The 21,385-nt window shown below is 74.2% G+C and carries 21 protein-coding genes; 10 read left to right on the top strand and 11 right to left on the bottom strand.

Going from position 1 to position 21,385, the window contains the following annotated elements:
• The first annotated feature begins 46 nt into the window (after positions 1 to 46).
• Genes AB0C73_RS22465 through AB0C73_RS22445 form a run of 5 tightly spaced genes read left to right on the top strand, consistent with a single transcriptional unit; the run spans position 47 to position 5,310 of the window.
• Positions 47 to 637 carry a bacilysin biosynthesis protein BacA gene (locus AB0C73_RS22465; RefSeq protein WP_362532861.1) on the top strand — a complete coding sequence of 197 codons (591 nt, stop codon included), beginning with the start codon at positions 47 to 49 and terminating at the stop codon, positions 635 to 637.
• Positions 634 to 2,022 carry a DUF6421 family protein gene (locus tag AB0C73_RS22460; RefSeq protein ID WP_362532858.1) on the top strand — a complete coding sequence of 463 codons (1,389 nt, stop codon included), beginning with the start codon at positions 634 to 636 and terminating at the stop codon, positions 2,020 to 2,022. The genes AB0C73_RS22465 and AB0C73_RS22460 overlap by 4 nt, the downstream gene beginning before the upstream one ends.
• Positions 2,019 to 3,131 carry a DMT family transporter gene (locus AB0C73_RS22455; protein WP_362532855.1) on the top strand — a complete coding sequence of 371 codons (1,113 nt, stop codon included), beginning with the start codon at positions 2,019 to 2,021 and terminating at the stop codon, positions 3,129 to 3,131. Before AB0C73_RS22460 ends, AB0C73_RS22455 begins: the two co-directional genes overlap by 4 nt.
• Complete coding sequence (locus tag AB0C73_RS22450) at positions 3,131 to 4,435, top strand: ATP-grasp domain-containing protein (protein ID WP_362532853.1); 1,305 nt, start codon at positions 3,131 to 3,133, stop codon at positions 4,433 to 4,435. Before AB0C73_RS22455 ends, AB0C73_RS22450 begins: the two co-directional genes overlap by 1 nt.
• Entirely contained in the window at positions 4,432 to 5,310 is an 879-nt protein-coding gene (locus tag AB0C73_RS22445) for a branched-chain amino acid aminotransferase (RefSeq protein ID WP_362532850.1), read from the top strand. The genes AB0C73_RS22450 and AB0C73_RS22445 overlap by 4 nt, the downstream gene beginning before the upstream one ends.
• 123 nt (positions 5,311 to 5,433) lie before the next feature.
• Here AB0C73_RS22445 and AB0C73_RS22440 read toward each other — a convergent pair whose 3' ends face one another.
• Positions 5,434 to 6,129, bottom strand: coding sequence for an alpha/beta hydrolase (locus AB0C73_RS22440; RefSeq protein ID WP_362532848.1), 696 nt, complete (start codon positions 6,127 to 6,129; stop codon positions 5,434 to 5,436).
• A 207-nt stretch (positions 6,130 to 6,336) separates the two neighbouring features.
• Here AB0C73_RS22440 and AB0C73_RS22435 point away from each other — a divergent pair, with 207 nt between their 5' ends.
• Entirely contained in the window at positions 6,337 to 6,795 is a 459-nt protein-coding gene (locus AB0C73_RS22435) for a cyclic nucleotide-binding domain-containing protein (protein WP_362532845.1), read from the top strand.
• A gap of 87 nt (positions 6,796 to 6,882) precedes the next feature.
• Here AB0C73_RS22435 and AB0C73_RS22430 read toward each other — a convergent pair whose 3' ends face one another.
• Positions 6,883 to 7,326, bottom strand: coding sequence for a GNAT family protein (locus tag AB0C73_RS22430; protein ID WP_362532842.1), 444 nt, complete (start codon positions 7,324 to 7,326; stop codon positions 6,883 to 6,885).
• A 320-nt stretch (positions 7,327 to 7,646) separates the two neighbouring features.
• Here AB0C73_RS22430 and AB0C73_RS22425 point away from each other — a divergent pair, with 320 nt between their 5' ends.
• From AB0C73_RS22425 to AB0C73_RS22415, 3 genes are read left to right on the top strand one after another with little or no spacing between them, the layout of a single operon-like run.
• Entirely contained in the window at positions 7,647 to 8,936 is a 1,290-nt protein-coding gene (locus tag AB0C73_RS22425) for a diacylglycerol kinase family protein (RefSeq protein WP_362532936.1), read from the top strand.
• Positions 8,929 to 9,576 (top strand): phosphatase PAP2 family protein, encoded by a 648-nt coding sequence (locus tag AB0C73_RS22420; RefSeq protein WP_362532839.1) that lies wholly within the window; start codon positions 8,929 to 8,931, stop codon positions 9,574 to 9,576. Before AB0C73_RS22425 ends, AB0C73_RS22420 begins: the two co-directional genes overlap by 8 nt.
• Positions 9,577 to 9,584: 8 nt before the next feature.
• Positions 9,585 to 10,016: a PPOX class F420-dependent oxidoreductase gene (locus tag AB0C73_RS22415; protein WP_362532836.1), complete on the top strand. Its 432-nt coding sequence runs from the start codon at positions 9,585 to 9,587 to the stop codon at positions 10,014 to 10,016.
• A gap of 18 nt (positions 10,017 to 10,034) precedes the next feature.
• On the opposite strand, the gene AB0C73_RS22410 is transcribed toward AB0C73_RS22415, so the two are convergent.
• The 9 genes from AB0C73_RS22410 to AB0C73_RS22370 form a co-directional block, all read right to left on the bottom strand.
• Positions 10,035 to 10,751 carry a GntR family transcriptional regulator gene (locus AB0C73_RS22410; RefSeq protein ID WP_362532833.1) on the bottom strand — a complete coding sequence of 239 codons (717 nt, stop codon included), beginning with the start codon at positions 10,749 to 10,751 and terminating at the stop codon, positions 10,035 to 10,037.
• Positions 10,752 to 10,791: 40 nt separating this feature from the next.
• Positions 10,792 to 11,844 (bottom strand): ornithine cyclodeaminase family protein, encoded by a 1,053-nt coding sequence (locus AB0C73_RS22405; RefSeq protein WP_362532830.1) that lies wholly within the window; start codon positions 11,842 to 11,844, stop codon positions 10,792 to 10,794.
• Complete coding sequence (locus AB0C73_RS22400; protein ID WP_362532827.1) at positions 11,841 to 12,950, bottom strand: proline racemase family protein; 1,110 nt, start codon at positions 12,948 to 12,950, stop codon at positions 11,841 to 11,843. The genes AB0C73_RS22405 and AB0C73_RS22400 overlap by 4 nt, the downstream gene beginning before the upstream one ends.
• Positions 12,947 to 13,951 (bottom strand): proline racemase family protein, encoded by a 1,005-nt coding sequence (locus AB0C73_RS22395; RefSeq protein WP_362532824.1) that lies wholly within the window; start codon positions 13,949 to 13,951, stop codon positions 12,947 to 12,949. Before AB0C73_RS22395 ends, AB0C73_RS22400 begins: the two co-directional genes overlap by 4 nt.
• Before the next feature lie 103 nt (positions 13,952 to 14,054).
• A complete protein-coding gene (locus AB0C73_RS22390; protein ID WP_362532821.1) occupies positions 14,055 to 14,969 on the bottom strand; it encodes a dihydrodipicolinate synthase family protein in 915 nt (304 codons plus the stop codon).
• A gap of 81 nt (positions 14,970 to 15,050) precedes the next feature.
• The gene (locus tag AB0C73_RS22385; RefSeq protein ID WP_362532818.1) at positions 15,051 to 16,541 is read right to left on the bottom strand and encodes an NAD(P)/FAD-dependent oxidoreductase; all 1,491 of its coding nucleotides are present in this window, start codon (positions 16,539 to 16,541) and stop codon (positions 15,051 to 15,053) included.
• Complete coding sequence (locus AB0C73_RS22380) at positions 16,522 to 16,854, bottom strand: (2Fe-2S)-binding protein (protein WP_362532815.1); 333 nt, start codon at positions 16,852 to 16,854, stop codon at positions 16,522 to 16,524. Before AB0C73_RS22380 ends, AB0C73_RS22385 begins: the two co-directional genes overlap by 20 nt.
• 121 nt (positions 16,855 to 16,975) lie before the next feature.
• A complete protein-coding gene (locus AB0C73_RS22375) occupies positions 16,976 to 18,139 on the bottom strand; it encodes an FAD-dependent oxidoreductase (RefSeq protein ID WP_362532812.1) in 1,164 nt (387 codons plus the stop codon).
• A 69-nt stretch (positions 18,140 to 18,208) separates the two neighbouring features.
• Positions 18,209 to 20,542: a collagenase gene (locus AB0C73_RS22370; protein WP_362532810.1), complete on the bottom strand. Its 2,334-nt coding sequence runs from the start codon at positions 20,540 to 20,542 to the stop codon at positions 18,209 to 18,211.
• 204 nt (positions 20,543 to 20,746) lie between these two features.
• Here AB0C73_RS22370 and AB0C73_RS22365 point away from each other — a divergent pair, with 204 nt between their 5' ends.
• The gene (locus AB0C73_RS22365; protein ID WP_362532807.1) at positions 20,747 to 21,340 is read left to right on the top strand and encodes a TetR family transcriptional regulator C-terminal domain-containing protein; all 594 of its coding nucleotides are present in this window, start codon (positions 20,747 to 20,749) and stop codon (positions 21,338 to 21,340) included.
• The last annotated feature ends 45 nt before the right edge of the window (positions 21,341 to 21,385 follow it).

Genomic DNA, 21,385 nt, shown 5'->3' with positions numbered 1-21,385 from the left:
TCTGGCCGGTGTCACGCACAGCCCACAGAAAGGCTCCTCCACGCCGATGCACGCGCGACCGGACGAAGTCCGCCACCTGCACACGCTGGGACCGCACGGGACGAACCTGGAGGCCGCGTCCCACGAATGGCTGCGCCGCCGCGGAGTCGCGGACGGCACCGTGACCCTGCACGCCTCCATCGAGGGGGCCCTGGAGGCCGTGCCCGACGACGGCCGGCACGCGCTGACCGCGTGCGCCGTCTATCCCGCACTGCACACCCTGGTCTTCGCCAATCTGCACCGGCTGCACATGATCGACAGCTTTGTGATGCCGACCCACAACATGGTGCTCGCCAGCCGCGGTCCGGACACCCCGGCCGTGGTCGCCTCGCACCCCGCGCCGCGCGGTCTGGTGCCGCGCGCCCTCGCCCCGGCGAGCGCCGAGGTGCGCGAGGTGCTGAGCAACGCGCAGGCGGCGATCGACTGCGCGGAGGGCCGGGTGGACGGCTGCATCACCACGATCGTGGCCGCCGAGCGCCACGGACTGCGGGTGCTGCGCGACTTCGGGCCGGTGCCGATGGTGTTCACCGTGCACCAGGTGCGCGCCGTGGACCCGGCGGCCGACGCCGCCGCGCCGCTCGCGGGGGCCGCCCGATGAGCCCGCGCGCCGCGGGCGGCCGACGCGCGGCCGGGCCCGGCGAGGGTGCCACCCCCGCCGGAGGGCCCGCCGGGGGTGCCGGGCCCGCCCGAGGCGCCGCCACCGCGCCCGTACCGGAGTATCTGCTCGCCGAGGCGGCCGTGCTCACGGACTCGCTGATCCCGCTGGTGAACCGCTTCCGGGCGCGGCAGGCCGACGACGGCACGGTGCCCGCGCCGGACGCCGCCGACCGGGATCTGCTCGTACGGATACGGGAGGAGGGCGCGGCCTGGTACCGGCGGCACGCGCTCGACGGGCAGGCCGCGGCCCTGGAGGCGGACATCGACGGCTGGCTGACCGCCGGTCTCGACAGCCGCCCCCACTTCGGGCGCTCCCGGGACGCCCTCGCCGCGCCCGCCGACGGCGAGACCGTGTTCTTCCTGGCCCCGATCCAGACGACCAACAGCGCGCCGCCCGTCGGCAAGCGCCTGGACTGCTTCTTCGCGCTGCGCAAGGAGCCCGACGCGCTGCCGGTGCTCGCCGAGTCCTTCCCGCACCCGAAGAACAACTGTCAGTCGCTGATCCTGATCACCGGCAGCGCGGGCTTCGCGCACGGCTCCTGCATCGTGTTCTTCCCGGAGAACGTGGCCGCGCACGACAAGGTCACCGAGCAGCCGTACGCGATGTTCTTCTTCAACAAGATGCGGAAGATCCACGAGACCTATGCGCTGCCGGCCGCCGCCGCGGTGCTCACCGCGGACTCGCTCCCCCGCGCCTCCAGTGGTCTCGCGGCGGACGTGTGCTTCGAGGCCCGCGCGATCTGGGGCTATCTGCACGACGCGATGCACTACCAGGGCCTGTGGCCGTTCGACGAGCACATCGCGCTGAAGATGAACTGGTTCGTCGGCCTCCTGGAGGAGATCAAGGTCGACGCGAAGACCGTGCTCGCCTGCGCGGACAGCGGGCTCGTGCCGTACGCCGCGGAGCAGATCGCGATGATCCTGGTGGAGCGGGTCTTCCGCTACCCCCAGGCCGACGACGCCACCGGCAACTTCGACTCGGGCACCGGCGTCTTCCTCTACTCCTGGTTCCGTGAGCACGGCGCGCTCACCGGCGACCCGGCGGGCGGCGGGCTGCTCCGTCTGGACCCCGAGCGGGCGGTCGAGGCGCTGAGAGACTTCGTCACCACGATGGAGAAGCTGGAGGCGGAGGTGGGTACGGACGCCGCATACCGGTCCCGGGCCCGGGAGCTGGTACGGGAGTATCTGCCGGCGCCGGAGTCGGACCGGGACGCGTCGGGACGGCGCCTGCGGTACGCGTTCACCGCGGATCAGGAGGTGCTGCGGCGCGCCAAGGGCGGTCTCGACCGGCTGCCGCCGCTGGAGTTCGCGCGGGCGGAGTGGTGACGGACCACGACGCCGGGCGGGGCGGGGAGCAGACCGGGGAGCGGGGCGAAATGCGGACCGAGGAGCGGGGCGAGGAGCGGGGCGGGGAGCGGGACGGGCGGCTCGTCGTCCCGGGGCTCGCCACGCTGATGGTGCTGCTGCTCGCGACCGGCTGGCTGCTGTCCGGGCATCTGGTCAGCGGCGCGCCCGCCCTCGCCGTCGCGGCCGGCCGCACCGCGGCGAGCTTCGCGGTGATCACGGCGGTCGCGGCGCTGCTGCCGCGCGCCCGGCCCGGGGTGCGTACCGCGACGGCCCGCCCGGGCGCCGTGGCCGTCCTCGCGTTCCTCGGCTTCTTCGCGTACTACTCGGGGACGCTGCTCGGCACCAGCCGGATCGGGGCCTCCCGGGTCGGTCTGATCGTGTCGCTGCTTCCGTGTCTCACCTTCCTCATCGGGATCGCCGCCTTCCGCGAGCCCTCGACCCGCCGCAAGCTACTCGGCACCCTGCTCGCGGTGGCCGCGGCCTGCGGGTACGCGGTCGCCGACGGCGGGGCGGGCGGTGCCGCGGTGGGCACGGGTGCGCTGCTCACCGGCGGCCTGATGGCCCTCGGCGGCACGTTCGCGTACGCGCTGTACGGCTATGTGTACCGGCAGCGGATGGCCGACGTGCCGCCGCTCGCCGCGCTGCCCGCGATCACCGGCGCGGGCACCGTGATGCTGGGCGCGGCGACGCTGCTCTTCGTGCCGCTCGGCTCCGTCGACGCGGCGGACTGGGCGGGGATCGCGGTGCTCGGGGCGGTGCTGACGGCTCCGGTGTTCGTGATCTCGCACGAGCTGATCCTGCGCAAGGGCCCCCTGTTCACCTCGGCGGTGGCCCTCGCCGTGCCGTTCCTGGTACGGCTCGGCGAGTGGGCGCTCGGCACGGCGGGCCCGCCGGGGCAGCTGGTCGTGGCGCTGATCGCGGTGTGCGCGGCGGGCGTGTGGCTGACGGTCGGCGGTCCGGCCGCGGCGCCGCGGCCCGCGACGGTCCCGCGTCCCGGCCACCCGGACGCCGAGACCGCCACACCCGGTCAGGGAAGTCCGGGTCGAGGAACACCCCGTCAGGGAACACCCAGTCAAGGAAACCGTTGATGCCCCAGGCCCGCCCCACCCGCCCCACCCGCCCCACTCTCGTCCTGCTCCACCAGCGCGTCTCCCTCCCCTGGATCTTCGAGGGCGCCGCGCGGGCCGGCATCGACGTGGTGCTCGTCCCCCGGCCCGACGAGGAGGTACGGGCGGACGCCCTGCCGACCGCCGTCGTCGAGCTGCTGCCGCTGGACGTGGAGGGCGACCCCGCGGGCGCGCTCGAAGCGCTGCGGAAGCGGCACGAGGCGCGTCCGTTCCAGGGCGTCGCCACGCTGTACGACCCGCTGGTGCCGTTCGTCGCCGAGGTCGCCGAGCTGCTCGGCCTGCCCGGGATCGGGCGGGACACCGCGCTCGGCGCCCAGGACAAGCGGGTGATGCGGGAGCGGCTCGCGGCGGCCGGGCTGAACGTGCCGCGTTTCGTGCGGATCGACGGTCCGGACCCGGAGCCGGGCCTCACGGCCGCCGCCGCCGAGGGCGGCCTGGACTTCCCGGTCGTGGTGAAGCCCGCGCACGGCTACTCCAGTCTCGGTGTGACCCGCGCCGACACCCCGGACGCGCTGCGCGGCACGGTCGCCGAGGTGCGCCGGGTGTGCGCGGCCAAGCTGGGTGTGACGGACGCGGCGCTCGTGGTCGAGGAGTATCTGGACGGGCCGGAGTTCGCCGTGGAGTCCCTGGTGCACGGGGGCGTGGTCCGGGTCCTGTCGATCGGCTACAAGGGCGAGCCGGAGGGTCCGTACTTCGAGGAGAGCGTCTACCGGGCGCCCGCCGTGCTCCCGGTGGAGGTGCGGGACGCGGTGGTGCGCGAGGTGACCGCCGCCCACGCGGCGCTCGGCATCGCCGACGGGCCCACCCACACCGAACTGCGGCTGCGCGGCGGCACGAAGCCGTATCTCCTGGAGATGGGGGCGCGGATCGGCGGTTCCGGGGTGTCCCACTATGTGGCCCGGCACGTCAGCGGGGTCGATCTGGCCGCCGAGGCGCTGCGGATCGCGGTGGGCGGCGCGCCGTCCGCGGGGCACGCGGCGGGGCTCGCCGAGCCGGTCGGGGCCGCCGCCAACTACATCGTGCCGTGCGGCGGGCACGGCCGGATCAGCGCCGTGCACGGTCTGGACGAGCTGCGGGAGGACCCGCGTGTCGACCACGTGGTGCAGATGCTGTTCCCGGGCGACGAGGTCCGCCCGTACCCCGACTTCACCGGCTATCCGGCCTTCGTGATCTCCCGGCACGGCAGCACGGCGGAGGCCGAGGAGTTCCACGCCCGTCTGGAGCGGGAGATCCGCATCGACTACGCCGAGGAGGGCATCGCGTGAGCTCCGTACCGTTCGACGACCGGGACGGCACCATCTGGCTGGACGGCGCGTTCGTGCCGTGGCGGGAGGCCCGGCTGCACGTTCTCTCGCACGGACTGCACTACGGCGGCGCGGTGTTCGAGGGCGTGCGGGTGTACGGCGGGCGCCCGTTCAAGTCCGTCGAGCACGCGGAGCGGCTGCGGGCCTCGGCGCGCGAGATGAACTTCGCGATCCCGTACGAGGCGGCCGAACTCGATGCCGTCACCCGGGAGATCGTGGCCCGTGAGGGCATCACCGAGGGCTATGTGCGGCCGGTGGCCTGGCGCGGCACCGAGCAGATCAGCGTCTCCGGGACCGGCAACAGCGTCCATGTCGCGGTCGCCGCCTGGGAGTGGCCGCATGTCTTCGCGGACGGCGCGCGGGAGCGGGGCATCCGCCTCAAGACCTCGCGCTGGCGGCGCCCTTCGCCGGACACCGCCCCGGTACGGGCCAAGGCCGCGTCGCTGTACGCGATCGGCACCCTGGCCCGCGACGAGGCGGAGGCGGCGGGCTGTGAAGACGCCCTGCTCCTGGACCACCGGGGGCGGCTCGGCGAGGCGACCGGCGCCAACCTCTTCCTGGTGATCGACGGGGAGCTGCACACCCCGGTCCCGGACGGCTTCCTGGACGGCATCACCCGGCAGACGGTGATCGCTCTGGCCGGGGAACTGGGCCTCCCGGTCCGGGTGCGCGGCATCGACCCGGCCGAACTCGCCCTGGCCGACGAGGTGTTCCTCACCGGCACGGCGTACGAGGTGCAGCCGGTGCGTGCGGTGGACGACCGGGAGTTCGCGGTGGGCAAGACGACGCTCCGCCTGGCGGAGGCGTACGGGGAGCTGGTCCGCCGGGGCGAGTGAACCGAGCCGCGAGGAGCCGACTGACGCGGGGCGCGGGGCGCGGGCCTCGGACGTGTGCCGGCCCGCCCCGTTCGGCCGACGGGGCGGGCCGGGTCCGTGGTGCCGGGTCCTGGAGACGGACGCTCAGCCGACGGTCTCGCGGGCGGCGGCCTCGATCAGGTCGCAGATCTCTGCGGGCCGCGAGGCCAACGAGGCGTGGCTCGCGTCGAGTTCGACGATCTTGCGCGGGTTGATCCGCCGCGCCATCCGGCGCTGGTTGTCCGGGTGGATCGCGTGGTCCTGGGTCGAGACCTGGTACCAGCTCGGCTTGGTGCGCCACGCGGGCGCGGTGACGGTGTCGCCAAAGGCCGAGCCGACCGGGGCCTTCTGGGTGACGGCCATGACGAGGGCTTCGTCGGCGGTGAGGTCCGCGCAGAAGGTCTGGTGGAACTCGTCCTTCTTGATCCAGAGGTAGCCGTCGGAGTCGGGGACGATGCTGCCCATGCCCGCCGACGGCATCTCCTGGCTGATCTGCCCGGGGCTCTCGCCCGCGTCGGGCGCGAAGGCGGCGACGTACACGAGCGCGGCGACGTTCGGCAGGTCGCCGGCCTCGGTGATGACGGCCCCGCCGTAGGAGTGCCCGACGAGGACCACGGGCCCGTCGATCTGCCGGATCATCCTGCGGGTGCGCTCGGCGTCGTCGGCGAGCGAGGTGAGCGGGTTCTCGACGGCGTGCAGCTTGTCGTGGCCACGCTTGTCCAGCTCGACGATCACCTTGGACCAGTGGGCGGCGCCGCCCCAGAATCCGTGGACCAGGACGACGGAGGGCTTCTCGGCCATGCGAAAGGGCACCGTTCTGCGTGGGGTCCCCCCGGGACGCCCTCACCGTATGCGCGGGGTGACCGGGGCGCCACCGGCCGTTCGGGGGCTTCGCGGATCGCTTACGGCGTCCGTGTGACGGGTGGGGTGCGGTGCCTGCGTACGGGGCGCGGGCGGCGGACACTGGAGGCGGGACGCACGCCGCCGCCGCTCCGAGGAGGCCCCGCCATGAGCACCGCCGCACCCAAGGTCAGCACGCTGCCGCCCGAGCACCGGGAACGTCTGATGGCCTTCGCCGAGGACGTGTACTTCGAGGCCGGGGACCGGTTGTTCGAGGAGCAGGAGCGTGCCGACCGGTTCTGGATCGTGAAGACCGGCGCGGTCACCCTGGACGCCAAGGTGCCGGGGCGCGGCGCGCCGGTCATCGAGACGCTGCGGCACGGCGAGCTGGTGGGCCTGTCGTGGCTGTTCCCGCCGTATCTGTGCCAGTCGGGCGCGGAGGCGATGACGCCGGTCAGGGCGTACGAGTTCGACGGCGCGGCGGTCCGGTCGATGTGCCGGACGGATCCGGAGTTCGGTGCCTCGGTGATGTTCTGGGTCGGCCAGATCCTCGCCCACCGGCTCCAGGTGACCCGGGTCCGGCTGCTCGACCTGTACGCGCCGCACGGCAGCGGGATCCTGGCCTGACGCCCCTGTGCCCCCGCGCCCCGCGCCCGGCCCCCGCGCCCCGCGCCCCGCGCCCCGCGCCCCGCGCCCCGCGCCGCCGGACGGGTCCTACGGTCTGCCGAGTTCCTTGACGTGCCAGTCGAGCAGGGCGCCGTCCGCGCGGCTGATCTGGCCGCGGCGGGTGAAGCCCGCCCGGCGCGCGACGGCGCCGGTGGCCGGCGCCGCGGAGGACACGAGGACGACGGCGCGGCGGGCGCCCTGGGCGCGGGCGTGGTCGCAGGCGAGCAGCACCGCCCGGGTGGCCAGGCCGCGGCCGCGCGCGTCCGGGTCGAGGACGAAGGAGAGGTCGACGTCGCCCCGGGCGAACCCGGCGGCGGCCGGGCGCAGCTCGACGGCGCCGACGAGCCGTCCGGCGCGGATGCCGAGGATCCGCACGGGGCCGTGGGCGCGCCACGGCTCCCAGGGATGGTGCGCAGGGGTCCGGCCCGGCTCGTCGGGGCCGAGCGGCGACAGGGTGACGACCCCGTCCGAGAGTTTCGCATCATCACGCACCCGAACGATCTTGTCGCCAATCGGCCCGTGCCACAATCGGTATCCGGACGGACACGCGGAGGCATCATGCCAGGCAGTCACCCGAACGGGCGCCCGGGGCGGTGCGGGCCCCGGCGGAGCGGCAGTCTTGGCCGTGTCTTCCGGGTCGCGGCCCCGGCGGGATCGGGAAGACCGGTCCCAGGACCGGGTTCGGGTCCACGACCGGGACCGCGACCGGGTCCGGGACCGGTTCCGTCGACACGGGGAGGCTGACGGTGAGTACGGACGACCTCGAGCGGGTACGGGCCGCGTCCCGGTCCCGGCTGCTCGCGCGGTGCGCGATGCTGGCGGCCGTCGCCGCCGTGCTCTCGCTCTTCCTGCCGTTCGGCGACGGCGGGGTCCTGATCGTCGTGAGCGGTCTGGTGGGGCTCGCGCTGTGCGCGGCGGGCGTCTGGTGGTTCCTGGCGCACCGCGGTCCGGTGCGGTTCCTCGGCGCGCTGCTCGCGGCCGGCACGCCGGTGGGCGTGCTGCTCCTCTACATCGCGGGCGGTCTGTGGCCGTCGGCGCTGACCGCCGTGCTGCTGTGGGGCCTGGCGCTGTTCTGCGCGCGCCGGGCGCTGCACCGGCCCGCCCTCGGCACCCGTACGTGGCCGGCGGCGCGTCCCGAGCGGCCGGTGCTGCTGATGAATCCGAAGTCCGGCGGCGGCAAGGTCGAGACGTTCGGCCTGGTCGGCAAGGCCGAACGGCTCGGCGCGCGGGTGCTGCTGCTCGCCCCCTCGGAGCCGGGCGGGGCGTTCCCCGACGCGGCCGAACTCGCCCGTGAGGCGGTCGCCGACGGCGCGGACCTGCTCGGCGTGGCGGGCGGCGACGGCACCCAGGCCCTGGTGGCGGCGGTGGCCGCCGAGCACGATCTGCCGTTCCTGGTGATCAGCGCGGGCACCCGCAATCACTTCGCGATGGACCTCGGTCTGGACCGCGCCGATCCGGCCCGCTGCCTCGACGCCCTCACGGACGGCGAGGAACTGCGGGTGGACCTCGGGGACGTGGACGGGCGGCCGTTCGTCAACACGGTGTCGTTCGGGGTGTACGCGGACGTGGTGCAGCACCCCGAGTACCGGGACGCGAAGGCGGAGACGGCGCTGAACATGATGCCTGACCTGCTCGCGGGCAGCTCGGCCCGGCGGTTCGACGCGCGGGTCGACGCAGCCGTCCTGCCCGCCCAGCAGGCGCTCCTGGTGAGCAACAACCCCTACAACTCGCCCGACCCGTTCGGTGGCGCCAAACGGCCGCGGCTCGACCGGGGCAGGCTCGGTGTGGTCGGCATCCGGGTGGACGGCGCGGCGCAGGCCGCCGATCTCGCGGTACGGGGCGCGATGTCGGCCGGTCTGAACGTGCTGACGGCCCACCGGGTCGAGGTCGTCTCCGACTCCCCCGAGCTGGCCGTGGCGGTCGACGGCGAGGCCCTGACGCTGCCGACGCCCGTGGTCTGCACCCTGCGGCCGAAGGCGCTGCGGGTCCTGGTGCCGCGCGACCGGCCCGGCACGCTGCCGGCCGCACCGCCGCTGAGCTGGCGCCGGGTCTTCGTGCTCGCGTTCGGCCGACGCCGAGAAAGGACTGCTTCCGATGGCTGACACCGCTCCCCCGGACACCGTACGGCCGCCGCAGGAGGACAGCCTGCGGGCCGTGCTCGCCGATCTGCGCGCGGTGGACGGTGCGCTGTACGCGGCGGTCGCCGCCACGCCCACCCCGACGCTCGACCGGGGGCTGCGGCTGCTCTCGGCCGCGGCCGACAACTCGAAGATCTCGTTCGCGGTGGCCACGGCGCTGGCCCTCGCGGGCGGCCGGGCGCGCCGGGCGGCCCTCGCCGGGGTCGGCGCGGTCACGATCGCCTCGGCGTCGGCGAACCTGATCGGCAAGCGGCTCGTGCGCCGGCCGCGCCCGGACCGGGAGGCGGCCCGGGTCACGGTGGCCCGCCATGTGCCGATGCCCGCGTCGGCCTCGTTCCCTTCGGGGCACACGGCGTCGGCGGTCGCTTTCGCCACGGCCGTGGGCGTGGTGCTGCCCCCGGCGGCGGTCCCGCTCGGCATCCTGGCGAGCGCCGTCGGCTACTCGCGGGTCCACACCGGCGTCCACTACCCGGGCGACGTGGCGGCGGGCGCGGTCCTCGGCCTGACGGCGGCGGTCGTCTCGCTCACCCTGACCGACCGGCTGCTCCCCGGAACGGAACTGACGGCGCGCGGCCGGAACAACGGGACACCGCAAGGGACTTGAGAAGAAGCATGACGACCTCATCGTTCGACCCCCGCGCCCTCCTCGCCGCGAGCCGGCTGGGCGTCCTGGCCACGCTGAAGACCGACGGACGCCCGCAGCTGTCCCCGGTGATGCCGTACTACGACCCCGGGACCGAGACCCTGTACGTGTCGATGACCGAGGGGCGGGCGAAGACGGCCAATCTGCGCCGCGACCCGCGCGCGGCCCTTGAGGTGACCGCGGCGGACGGCCGGGCGTGGGCGACGGCCGAGGGCACGGTCACCCTGACGGGGCCGGGCACCGACCCGTACGGGCCCGAGGTCGAGGCGCTCGTCGCGTACTACCGGCTGGCCGCGGGCGAGCACCCGGACTGGGAGGAGTACCGGGCGGCGATGGTGGCCGACCGGCGGGTGCTGATGCGGATGCCCGTCGACCATGTCTACGGGCAGTCCCTGCGCTGAGTCCCGCGCGGCGGCGGGTCAGTTCTTGCGGACCGGGCCGAGGCGGCCGGCGGGGCGCTCGACCGGCTCGTCGCGGGCCTCGGCCCACAGCGAGCGCACATGGCCGAGGTGACGGGTCATGCACTCCTCGGCGGCCGCCCGGTCGCCCGCGATCATCAGGTCGAGGAGCTCCCTGTGCTCCTCCGCCGAGGAGACGAGCTTGCCGGCCTCGTCGAGGCCGGTGAGTCCGTACAGCCGGGAGCGCTTGCGCAGGTCGCCCACGGTCTCCACGAGGCGGTCGTTCCCGGCCAGGCCGAGCAGGGTGAGATGGAAGCGGCGGTCGGCCTCCAGATAGCCGATGAGGTTGTGCTCGCGCGCGTTGGTGACGATCTCCTCGGCCAGCGGGCGCAGCGCCTCCAGCTGTTCCCTGGTGGCCAGCTCGGTGACCCGGCCGACCGTGGGGACCTCGATCAGGGTGCGCAGTTCGGTGCACTGGTCGAGCTCGCGCTCGCTGACCTCGGTGATGCGGAAGCCCTTGTTGCGGACGGGCTCGACCAGGCCCTCGCGGGCCAGGTCGAGCATCGCCTCGCGGACCGGGGTGGCCGACACGCCGAGCTCGGCGGCGAGGCCGGGCGCCGAGTAGACGCTGCCCGGCCGGAGTTCGCCCGCTATCAGGGCGGCGCGCAGGGCGTGGCCGACCTGGTCGCGGAGCCGCTCCTGCGCCTTGATGAGACTGTGCTGCTTCAGGTCACCCACGCTGATCCTCCGAGAACTCGCAGAAGGCCAGCGTACAATGTCACGTTTCGCAGTCGGTCCCGGCGCGGTGCGCGCGATGGACGGCGACGGCCACGGCGAGGTCCTCCCAGGCCATGCCGACGCTCTTGAAGAGCCGCGGCGCGTCCTCGGCGGGCGGGGCGGCCCGGCCGGTGACGAGCTCGGCCAGCGTCCCGGACACATGGCCGGATCCGATCGCCCCCTCGGCCTGCGGGATCAGCAGGTCGCCGGCCTCGCGGGCCGCGGCGGCCCGCGACTCGACGTAGACGGCGGATCGCCGGACCAGGGCCGTGTCGGTCTCGCGGGCGTCCGGCTCGTGCGAGCCGACGGCGACGACCGTGGCGCCGGGGGCGACGAGCCGCCCGTCGAAGAGCGGGGTGCGGGCGGTGGTGCAGCACACCACGAGGTCCGCGTCCGGCACGTCCGCCGCCGTGCCCGTACGGGCCTTCGGCACGCCGAGGTCGTGCGCGTGCGCGGCGAGCAGGGCGGCCCGGTCCTGGTCGCGGGCGACCACCACGGCCTCCGTGACCTCGTGCTCGGCGAGCACCGCCGCCAGGTGCCCGTACGCCTGGGGGCCGGATCCGAAGAGGAGCAGCCGCAGCGGGCGGCCGGGCGGGACGAGGTGACGGATCGCCAGGGCGGAGACCGCCGGGGTGCGCAGCGCGGTGAGCGCGGCGCCGTCGAGGACGGCGACCGGCCGCAGGGTCGGGCCGTCGAGGAGGAGGTAGCTGCCGGTGATGCGGGGCAGGCCGAGGTCCGGGTTGCCGGGGGCCACGCCGGTGATCTTCACACCGGCCCAGGACGCGGACGCGGCGGGCATGAGGAGGAGTTCACCGGCCGGCACCGGCACGGCGGTGCGCGGCGGGGCGGACTCCGGGTCGAGCCCGTCGCGCAGCACCGCGGCGAGCGCGTCGGCCGCCGCGGCCGGGGGCAGCAGCCGGGCCACGGCGGCGGCGTCGAGCGAGATCGGGGAGTCGGGGAGGCCGCTCGGGGAATCGGGAGCGATCCGGGAGTCGGGAGGAACCGGGGCGCGGTCGGGGACGGGGGCAGGGGCGGGGGCGGGTGCGGGGCTCACAGGGTGAATCCCGTGCCGAGGGTGTCGTCCGGGTCGAGCACGAAGCGGTGCTCGCCGGTGCGATGAGAGGTGCCGGTCACCTCGGTGACCCTACCCGCGACTCCGGGCCGGCCGGGCAGGACGCGACCGGTGAACACCGTGCCGGCGATCGAGGTGTGGGTCAGTACCTCACCCGGGGCGAGACGGCCCTCGTCGGCGAGCAGGGCCAGCCGGGCGGAGGTGCCGGAGCCGCAGGGCGAGCGGTCGATCTGGCCGTCGGCGAAGACGGTGACATTGCGCTGGTGAAGGCCGCCTCCCGGGAGGTCGGGGAGTTCCTCGTACAGGATCACCCCGTACACCCCGGAGAGCCGCGGGTCCTCGGGGTCGCGGGTCGCCGGGTGGCCGGCGAGCGCGGTGCGGATCTCCTGGCCGGCGCGGGTGAGCGCGGCGAGGCCGGCCCGGTCGACGGTGAGGCCGAGCGCGGCGGCGGGCAGGGCGGCGTAGCAGGCGCCGGCGTGGGCGAGATCGGCCTCGACCGTGCCGAGCCCGGTGGCGACCTTCACCTTGCGGGCCGTCACCCGGGCGGGCACGTTGCGGAAGGTGACGCCGGTGGTGCGGCCGGCGGCGCGGTGGACGGTCGCGGTGACCCGGCCGGACGGCACGTCGATCCGTACCTGCGCGTCGCCGTCGGCGGGGGCGGCGACCCGGCCGGAGTCGACCGCCCACGCGCCGAGGGCGAGGGTGCCGTGCCCGCAGGCGGTGGACCAGCCGTCCTTGTGCCAGAACAGCACGCCCAGATGGGCGCCGTCGTCGTCCGGCGGTACGACGAGCCCGCCGTACATCCCGGCGTGGCCGCGCGGCTCCTGGACGAGCAGCCGGCGCAGGTCGTCGTACGGGCCCGGTCGCGGGTTCGTACCGCCGCCGGTGCGTGTCTCGTCGCCGGGGCGGGGCGGGGTGAGGAGGGTGGCGCGGCGTTCGGCGACCGTGTCGCCGGGCACCGGCGGGAGGCCGGCGGCGGCGAGGTCGACGATGCGGAAGGGCTCGCCGGCCGTGTGGTAGTCGGTGGTGCGCACCTCGGTGAGGGGCGGGAGGAAGGAGGTGGAGGTGGAGGTGGAGGTCGGCGTCACAGGAGGAATCCGGCGGGGAAGGGGTCGGTGGGGTCGAGGAAGTACTGGGCGGTCCCGGTGAGCCAGGCGCGGCCGGTGACCGTGGGGACGACGGCGGGCCGGCCGGCGACCGTGGTCTCGCGGATCAGGCGCCCGGTGAACTCGGTGCCGATGAAGGACTCGTTGACGAAGTCCGTGTCCAGCGGCAGCAGTCCGCGCGCGTGCAGCTGGGCCATCCGCGCGCTGGTGCCCGTACCGCACGGGGAGCGGTCGAACCAGCCGGGGTGGATGGCCATCGCGTGCCGGGAGCGGCGGGCGTCCGAGCCGGGGGCGGCGAGGTAGACGTGCTTGAGGCCGGAGACGGCCGGGTCCTCCGGGTGGACCGGGCGGTCGGGGCCCGCGTTCACCACGTCCATCAGGGCGAGCCCGGCGGCGAGGAGGTCCTCCTTGCGGGCCTGGTCGAAGGGCAGGCCGAGGGCGTCGAGTTCCACGAAGGCGTAGAAGTTGCCGCCGTAGGCCAGGTCGTAGGTGACGGTGCCGAGTCCGGGGACCTCGGCCTTGAGGTCGAGGCCGACGCAGAAGGCGGGCACGTTGGTGAGGGTGACGGCGGTGGCGGCGCCGTCCTCCACCCGTACGTCCACGCTGACCAGGCCGGCCGGGGTGTCGAGCCGGACCGTGGTGACGGGTTCGGTGACCGGCACCATGCCGGTCTCGACGAGCACGGTGGCGACGCCGATGGTGCCGTGGCCGCACATCGGGAGCAGTCCGGAGACCTCGATGAACAGCACGCCGAAATCGGCGTCGGGGCGGGTGGGCGGCTGCAGGATCGCGCCGCTCATGGCGGCGTGGCCGCGCGGCTCGTACATGAGGAGGGTGCGCAGGTCGTCCAGGTGCTCGGTGAAGTGCAGGCGCTTCTCGGCCATGGTGGCGCCGGGGACCACCCCGACGCCGCCGGTGATCACGCGGGTGGGCATGCCCTCGGTGTGCGAGTCCACCGCGTGGAAGATGTGACGGGTGCGCATGGATCCCCGGCCTCTCGGTGTGGTGGTGACGGTGCGGTGTGGTGGTGACAGTGCGGTGTGGTGGTGACAGTGCGGTGTGGTGGTGACGGTCCGTGCGGGCGGCTCAGTGGTGGCCGTCGGCCAGGGCCTTCTCGGTCGCGGCGCGCACGGCGGTCGCCTTCGCGCCGGTGAGCGGGAGGCGGGGCGGCCGGGTGGGGCCGCCGGGCCGCCCGGCGAGGTCCATCGAGGCCTTGATGGCCTGCACGAACTCCGTCTTGGAGTCCCAGCGGAGCAGTGGGTGCAGCGCCTGGTAGAGGGGCCGGGCGGTGGCCAGGTCCCCGGCGACGGCGGCGCGGTAGAGGGTGGCGCAGGAGGCGGGCAGGGCGTTGGGGTAGCCGGCGATCCAGCCCACCGCCCCGGCGAGGGCCAGTTCGAGCAGGACGTCGTCGGCGCCGATCAACAGGTCCAGTTCCGGGGCGAGTTCGGCGATCTCGTAGGCCCGGCGCACATCACCGCTGAACTCCTTCGCCGCCACGATGTGGCCGGCGGAGTGCAGCCGGGCCAGGAGGGACGGGACGAGGTCGACCTTGGTGTCGATGGGGTTGTTGTACGCGACGACGGGCAGGCCGACGCCCGCGACCTGCGCGTAGTGGGCGAGCACGGCCGGCTCGTCCGCGCGGTACGCGTTCGGCGGCAGGAGGAGAACGGATCCGGCGCCGGCCTCGGCGGCCTGCTCCGCCCAGCGCCGGGACTCCGCACTGCCGTAGGCGGCGACGCCGGGCATCACCCGTGCCCCGTCACCGGCCGCCTCGACCGCCGTACGGACCACGCGGGCCCGCTCCTCGGCGGTGAGGGTCTGGTACTCCCCCAGCGAGCCGTTGGGCACGACGCCGTCGCAGCCGTTGTCGAGCAGCCAGCGCACGTGGTCGGCATAGGCGTCGTAATCGACGGACAGATCTGCACGGAGGGGAAGGGCGGTGGCGACCATGATGCCGCGCCAGGGACGGGTGGGGCTCCAGTGGGAGGCGGTGACGCTCATGACAGCTCCTTAGTAGTGTGTGACATTTTATTGGTGGGTACGGGTCGGCCACAAGAGGGCGGGCGGGGGGGTTGGACGCGATCAATCCGCTGCGGGCGGCGGTAGTTGGGCGAGGTCGCGGAGCGGGACGGGGCAGGCGAGGGGGCGGCGGTCGGGGGCGGGCATGTCTGTGCCCGTGGCCGTGGTTGCGCCCTTGGCCGTGGTTGCGCCCTTGGCCGTTCCGCAGAGGGCCGCGACGGCCGGGCCGCACATGCGGCCCTGGCACCAGCCCATGCCCGCACGGGTCAGCAGCTTGACGGTCCGCGCGTCGCGCGCGCCGAGTTCCGTCAGGGCCTCGCGGACCCGGCCGGCCGGCACCTCCTCGCAACGGCACACGTCGGTCGCGTCGGGCAGCCAGTCCGGCCAGCCGGGGCCGGGGCGGTGGGCGGCGCCCATGGCGTCGGCGAAGGCGCGCAGGCGGGTGCGGGTGCGGCGGAGGGGGGTGGGGGCGGGGCCGGAGGTGGCGGCGGCGGTCACCGTCGCGGCGATGGAGTGCGCCACCAAGGCGCCCTCGGCCAGGGCGAGTTGCGCGCCGCCGATGCCGCCCGTCTCCCCCGCCGACCAGACGCCCGGCACGGATGTGCGCAGATCCTCGTCGAGTGCGAGCGCGACCGTGCCGTCCGGGGCCGTACGGGTGGCACAGCCCAGGGCGGTCGCCAGGGACAGTTCGGGGACCAGGCCGTGCCCGACGGCGAGCGCGTCGCACGGGATGCGGCGGGCGGTGCCGGGGAGCGGGCGCCAGTCGCGGTCCAGGCGGGCGACCGTGACGGCCTCCACCCGGTCGGTGCCGTGCGCCTCCACCACGGCGTGCCGGGTGAGGAGCCGAGTGTGCGCCCGGAGCAGCGCCGCGCCGTGGCGGGCGCCCTCGGTCAGCTTCGCCGGGTTGCGGAGCAGCGTGACCGTGTTGGCCGCGCTGCTCGCGTAGCCGGTGTACGCGGCGGCCTCCACGACCGCCGGGACGCGGGCCCCGGCGCCGGCCAGCGAGCGGGCGACCGCGAGCAGCAGCGGGCCGCTGCCGGCCACCACGATCCGTCGGCCGGGGAGAACCAGGCCGCCCTTCAGCATCGCCTGCGCGCCGCCAGCGCCGACCACGCCCGGCAAGGTCCAGCCGGGGAAGGGCAGTTGGCGCTCGTACGAGCCGGTGGCGAGGAGCAGGGCGCGGGCGGTGACGGGGGTCGTGGGCTTCTGGGTGGCGGGGGCCGATTCGGTGGTGCGGGCGTGGAGGGTCCAGGTGGGGTCCGCGTGGGTGACGGACCAGACGTGGTGGTGGGGCAGGTAGCGGATGCGGGCCGCCGTTCGGTGGGCTTGGAGGCGGCGCAGCAACGCGGTGAAGGCGCGCCGGTCGTAGTGCGGGGCCGCCTGCGGGCGGGTCGCGGCGAGCGCGGGCGCGGGGTGGCGGTAGTACTGGCCGCCCGGGCGTGCGCCCGCGTCGAGCAGCGTGACGGTCAGGCCGAGGTCTGCGGCCGTGACGGCGGCGGCGAGGCCGGCCGGGCCCGCTCCGATGACGGCGAGGTCAGTGGTGGTGTTCTGCACGGCCCGTTCCCTCCTGGGTGGTGACGGTGTCGCCGGGGCGGGCGGGCAGCAGACAGGCGCGCTGGTTCGGGCGTCCGTTGACGGTGACGAGGCAGTCGAAGCACTGGCCGATGCCGCAGAACGCGCCGCGCGGCGCGCCGTTGGCGCGGGTGGTGCGCCAGGCGAGAATGCCGGCCGACCAGAGGACGGCGGCGACGGACTGGCCCTCCTGGGCCGGGAGTTCACGGCCGTCGAAGGTCAGCGTGTAGGACACGGGGCGCTCCGGGGGTCGGGGGTGTGGGTGGGTGCGTGGGGGCCGCTCCGGTGGCCGCATCCGGGACTGCATGATTTACGGCGCGGGCGGGCCCTGGTTCGATCGAGGTCCCGAGAACCGCGCCACAAATCACGCTTTACGTCCCGGACGCGACCCCCTGCACGTCCCCCACTCCCGTCCGTCATTCCGCGCCCCCGCCGTGCACGTCAAAATCTCGGTGCGGAGCGAAGGGTGCCAGGCCGAGGGGCGGTTCCGAGCCCGTGAGGGCCGCCGCGATCAGAGCCGCCGTCGCCGGGGCCAGACCGATGCCCGCGCCCTCGTGGCCGCACGCGTGGAACAGGCCCGGGACCCGGTGGTCGGGGCCGATCGCCGGGAGATGGTCCGGGAGGTACGGGCGGAAGCCGTGGTACGCGCGGAGGACGTCCACGTCGGCCAGGACCGGGAAGAGCGCGGCCGCCTGCGCGGCCAGGCGCTGGAGGGCCTCGGTGGAGAGCGTACGGTCGAAGCCGACGCGCTCGCGGGTGGCGCCGATCAAGACGGGGCCCGCGGGGGTGCCCTCGACCACGGCGGAGGACTGGAGGCTCGCGGAGTCGCTGGCCACGTCGGCGACGTAGTCGGCCGCGTACACCTTGTGGCGCACGAGGGGCGGCAGCGGCTCGGTGACGAGGACGAAGCCCCGGCGCGGCAGTACGGGCAGGTGTGCCCCGGCGAGCGCGGCGACCTCGCCTCCCCAGGTGCCGGCCGCGTTGACCACGGCGGGCGCGAGGAGTTCACGGCGGGGTGTGCGGACGCCGGTGACGGTGCCGGAGGGGGTGCGGAGGATCTCGGTGACCTCTTCCCCGAGGTAGGTCGTGGCGCCGGAGGCGGCGAGCAGGTGAGCCGCCGCCTTGGCCGGCTGGACCTGGGCGTCCTGCGGGTAGAGGAAGCCGCCCGCGTGGGTGGGTGAGAGGTGGGGTTCGAGGTCGCGGAGCCGGTCGGAGGGGATCTCGTCGGTCCGTACGCCCGCCTCTTGCTGAGCTTGGGCGAAGGCGCGGAGGGCCTTCAGGGTGGGCTCGTCGGGCGCCACGACGAGCCCGCCCTTCGGCTCGTACTCGATGTCCTGCGGGAGTGCGGCGGACAGGTCGCGCCAGAGTCTCGTGGACAGCAGCGCGAGGTCGAGCTCGGGGCCCGCCCCCTTGTCGGAGACGAGCAGGTTGCCTTCCCCGGCACCTGTGGTGCCGCCCGCGACGGGACCGCGGTCGACGACGGCGACGGAGAGTCCGGAGCGGGCCGCGTAGTACGCGCAGGCCGCTCCGATCACGCCGGCACCGATGATCACGGCGTCCAGGGAGTGTCTCTTGGGCACGGCAGTAATATGTCACATTCTTAAGATGGTGCCCAGGGGCCGCTGCCCCTGGGCACGATGGACGGTGGGTCAGCTGCGGAGCGGGCCCTCGCAGCGGAAGCTCGACGTGCCCGCGACCCTGTTGGACCAGATCTCGATCGGTCCGAAGCTGCAGTTCATGTCGGCCAGGTTGTTCAGTGCTTCGCCCGCGCGGTCGAGGATGAAGTAGTCGACCGTCTCGGACATGTCCTTGAAGTTCTGGTCCTCGCTGTTCGCGTTCGCCAGGTTCGCGGTGATCCGGCCGGTGCAGACGAAGCGGCGCTTCCCGGGTTCGCCGTTCTCGACGCAGTCCGGGGTGTTGTACGTCGCGTTGGCGAAGGCGGTCTTCACTCCGACGACGGTGGAGTAGGCGAGCTGCTCGTTGGGGGTGAACGTGGTGTTCGGGACGTAGAGGTCGTCGACCTTGGCGATCTGCGCGTCCAGGAAGCGGTCGTACGCGGCCTGGAGGCCGGGGTCGGCGCTGAGGCGTTCGCGCCAGGCGTCGTACCCGGCGACGTCGTTCGCGCGCAGGCGCCCGTACATCTCGCGGAGCAGGCTGGGGCGTTCGGTCCAGAGGAACTCGAAGAAGGTGCCCGCGTAGTTGTAGAAGCGGAAGCCGTCTCCGTCGTAGGTGGCGTGGAGCAGTTGACGCACGCTCATCCGGGGGCCGCCGCGGGCGGTGTCGTTGATGATGCCGCGGACCAGGGACTTGCGGACGGCGATGCCGTCGTCGCGGGTCGCGCCGTCGAAGAACTCGGCGGTGCCCTCGTCCATGGCGGTGGTGCGGTCGCCCTGGTACCAGGGGCCCTCGCCGAAGAAGCCGGGGACGGCGAAGCGCCCGTTCAGGTAGTGGGTGTACTCGTGCCGGAAGAGCTCTTCGAGGGTGAGCGTGGAGTCCTGCGGGACGCGCCGCTGGTAGGTGTAGAAGGTCGCGCCGTTCTCGATGTAGATGCCGCCGTTGTTGGTGCCGTACCCGGTGAGGAGCGGGTGGTAGTTCTCGTAGTCCGCGCGCGAGGCGTAGAGCACGATGTTCAGGGTGCTGTTGGGGTCGCCGGCGAGGGGGGTGTCGGTGCCGAGGACGCGGTGGAATTGGGCCTTGACCTGCTTGCTCGCGTAGTAGAGCTGGTCGACGGTGGCCCGGTCGAGGGCGGTGCGGACCTTGATGCCGCCGTTGTCGTAGCTGTACGTGTAGGGGAAGAGGCGCTTCTCGATGTCGGCCTTGCAGACGCCGTAGGGCGCGCAGGCGTCGTAGAAGTTGAGCCAGGTGACGACCGTGGCCCACTGCTGGCTGCCGTAGCCGAAGCCGGATTCGACGGGGGCGAGGACCGCTCCGAGGTCGGTGACGATGGTCGGCTGGAGGCCGGATATCTGGCCGAAGCGGCCGTACTCCGAGAGCGCGTCGCGAGCCACCCAGGCGTTGGCGGTGCCCTTGAGGTGGGTGTAGCCGGCGAAGGCCTTGAAGGCGGCGCGGTAACCGGGGTCGGCCTTGGCGGCGGCGTGGAAGGCGGTGTCCTGGTTGCCCGGGTAGACGCCGAGGTAGTTGACGGAGAGCGCGGCGAGGGCGGCGCCGGCCCAGGTGGGGTCCTGGTTGGTCGCGGGGTGCGCGCCGTCCATGGTGGCGAGCACCTTCACGATCAGGCCGAGCTGGTACTGGCGCAGTCCGGGGGCGCTGCCGATGTAGAGGGCCTCGCGCAGGGTGGCGGCGTTGGTGGCGGTGACGTCGAAGGTGCGGGCGGCGTTGCCGTAGTCGGCGAGGGCGCGGCGGACGGCGTCGACGGTGGGCGCGTCGGTGATGTCGATCTCGGTGCGGGAGAAGTCGTGGTAGGCGACGGCGTGGAGGTAGGTGAACATCTCCTCCAGGTGGGTCGAGTTGTGCCCGTCGTGCGTCGGGGCGAGCGAGGAGATGCGGCGGGCGACGGCCTGGACGTGTGCGTCGGACATGACCGGCGCGAGCCGGGCGTCCCAGGTCCAGATCAGGTCGCGCAGACAGCCGTCGGAGGTGACGGCCGGGTCGGCGAGGAAGTCCGCGAACTGCTCGGGCGCGAGGCCGGTGACGCCGTCGAGGGTGCAGGGCACACCGGCGGCGAAGGCGCTGCGGGCCTTCGCGCCCTTGGCCTTGGGCGCGGGGCCGGGGATGCGGGCCTTGGCACCGGTGCCGCCGGGGGCGGGGGCCGGGGCGGGCTCGGCCGTACGCGGGTTGGCGAGGTGCGCGACCTCGTCGAACGGGTTCTGGCCGGGTGCGCCGAAGGCGGCGGGGAGCTGGGCGGGGGCCGGGGCGGCCGGGGGTTCGGCGGCCTGGGTCGCGGACTGGCCCGCGGTGGCGAGAAGCGTCACCGCGACGGCGGTGGCGAGGAGGGAGGTACGCACGACTCTGCGCTGGGACACCTGGGCTCCTGGAAAGGGTGTGGGGGCTGGCGCGCGGCGAACTCCCATGGCTCACAAGGGAGTTGACGGATGTCGGACTCACCGCATGAGCAGTAAAATAGTAATGTGAAATTGCACTGACAAGGGTTGTGCGCCTACGAGTTCGCGGCACCCGTGGAGTGACCGCCCGGGCGGTTACCCTGGCGCCCGACGCGAGGAGGCAGCATGGCACGGATGCCGTCGGCGGAACGGCGCCGGCAGTTGGTGGAGGCGGCGGTCCGGGTCATGGCCAGGGACGGTGTGGCGCGGGCGACGACGCGGGCGATCTGCGCCGAGGCGGAGGTGTCGCTGAGCGTCTTCCACTACTGCTTCGACTCCAAGCAGGAGCTCCTGGAGGCGGCGATCGGCTCGATCACCGGGAGCTACGTGGCCCGGGTGATGTCGGCGGTCGAGCCCCGGGCCACGCTGCGCGAGACGGTGCGGGACGCGCTCGGGTCGTACTGGGACCATGTGACGGACCGCCCGGCGGAACACATGCTGACCTACGAACTCACCCAGTACGCGCTGCGCGAGGAGGGTTTCGAGCACCTCGCGCGGGCGCAGTACGAGCGGTACGTGGCGTCCGCCGCGGTCCTGGTCGAGCAGGTGTGCGCGGTCCGCGGCGTGACACCCAAGGTGTCGGTGGACCTGATCGCCCGGGTGCTCGCGGCGACGATCGACGGGCTGACGCTGCAGTATCTGGTACTGGGAGACGACCGGGCGGCCGAGGCGCTGCTCGATGTGACGGCGGATCAGCTGGTGGCGCTGATCGACGGCTGAGGGCGCCTCTCGATCGTCAACAGGTCATTTGACCCGGACTATTGA

Origin of the sequence: Streptomyces sp. NPDC048623 (genome assembly GCF_040650755.1) — a bacterium.
Lineage (GTDB): Bacteria > Actinomycetota > Actinomycetes > Streptomycetales > Streptomycetaceae > Streptomyces.
The sequence above is the reverse complement of the archived record's forward strand: the minus strand, read 5'-3'. Positions and strand labels throughout refer to the sequence as shown.

Bases quoted from the DNA above. Each gene is read 5' to 3' on its own strand.
- AB0C73_RS22465 (WP_362532861.1), top strand. From the start codon at position 47: ATGCACGCGCGACCGGACGAAGTCCGCCACCTGCACACGCTGGGACCG.
- AB0C73_RS22460 (WP_362532858.1), top strand. From the start codon at position 634: ATGAGCCCGCGCGCCGCGGGCGGCCGACGCGCGGCCGGGCCCGGCGAG.
- AB0C73_RS22450 (WP_362532853.1), top strand. From the start codon at position 3,131: ATGCCCCAGGCCCGCCCCACCCGCCCCACCCGCCCCACTCTCGTCCTG.
- AB0C73_RS22440 (WP_362532848.1), bottom strand. From the start codon at position 6,129: ATGGCCGAGAAGCCCTCCGTCGTCCTGGTCCACGGATTCTGGGGCGGC.
- AB0C73_RS22435 (WP_362532845.1), top strand. From the start codon at position 6,337: ATGAGCACCGCCGCACCCAAGGTCAGCACGCTGCCGCCCGAGCACCGG.
- AB0C73_RS22425 (WP_362532936.1), top strand. From the start codon at position 7,647: ATGCTGGCGGCCGTCGCCGCCGTGCTCTCGCTCTTCCTGCCGTTCGGC.
- AB0C73_RS22420 (WP_362532839.1), top strand. From the start codon at position 8,929: ATGGCTGACACCGCTCCCCCGGACACCGTACGGCCGCCGCAGGAGGAC.
- AB0C73_RS22415 (WP_362532836.1), top strand. From the start codon at position 9,585: ATGACGACCTCATCGTTCGACCCCCGCGCCCTCCTCGCCGCGAGCCGG.
- AB0C73_RS22395 (WP_362532824.1), bottom strand. From the start codon at position 13,951: ATGCGCACCCGTCACATCTTCCACGCGGTGGACTCGCACACCGAGGGC.
- AB0C73_RS22390 (WP_362532821.1), bottom strand. From the start codon at position 14,969: ATGAGCGTCACCGCCTCCCACTGGAGCCCCACCCGTCCCTGGCGCGGC.
- AB0C73_RS22380 (WP_362532815.1), bottom strand. From the start codon at position 16,854: ATGCGGCCACCGGAGCGGCCCCCACGCACCCACCCACACCCCCGACCC.
- AB0C73_RS22365 (WP_362532807.1), top strand. From the start codon at position 20,747: ATGGCACGGATGCCGTCGGCGGAACGGCGCCGGCAGTTGGTGGAGGCG.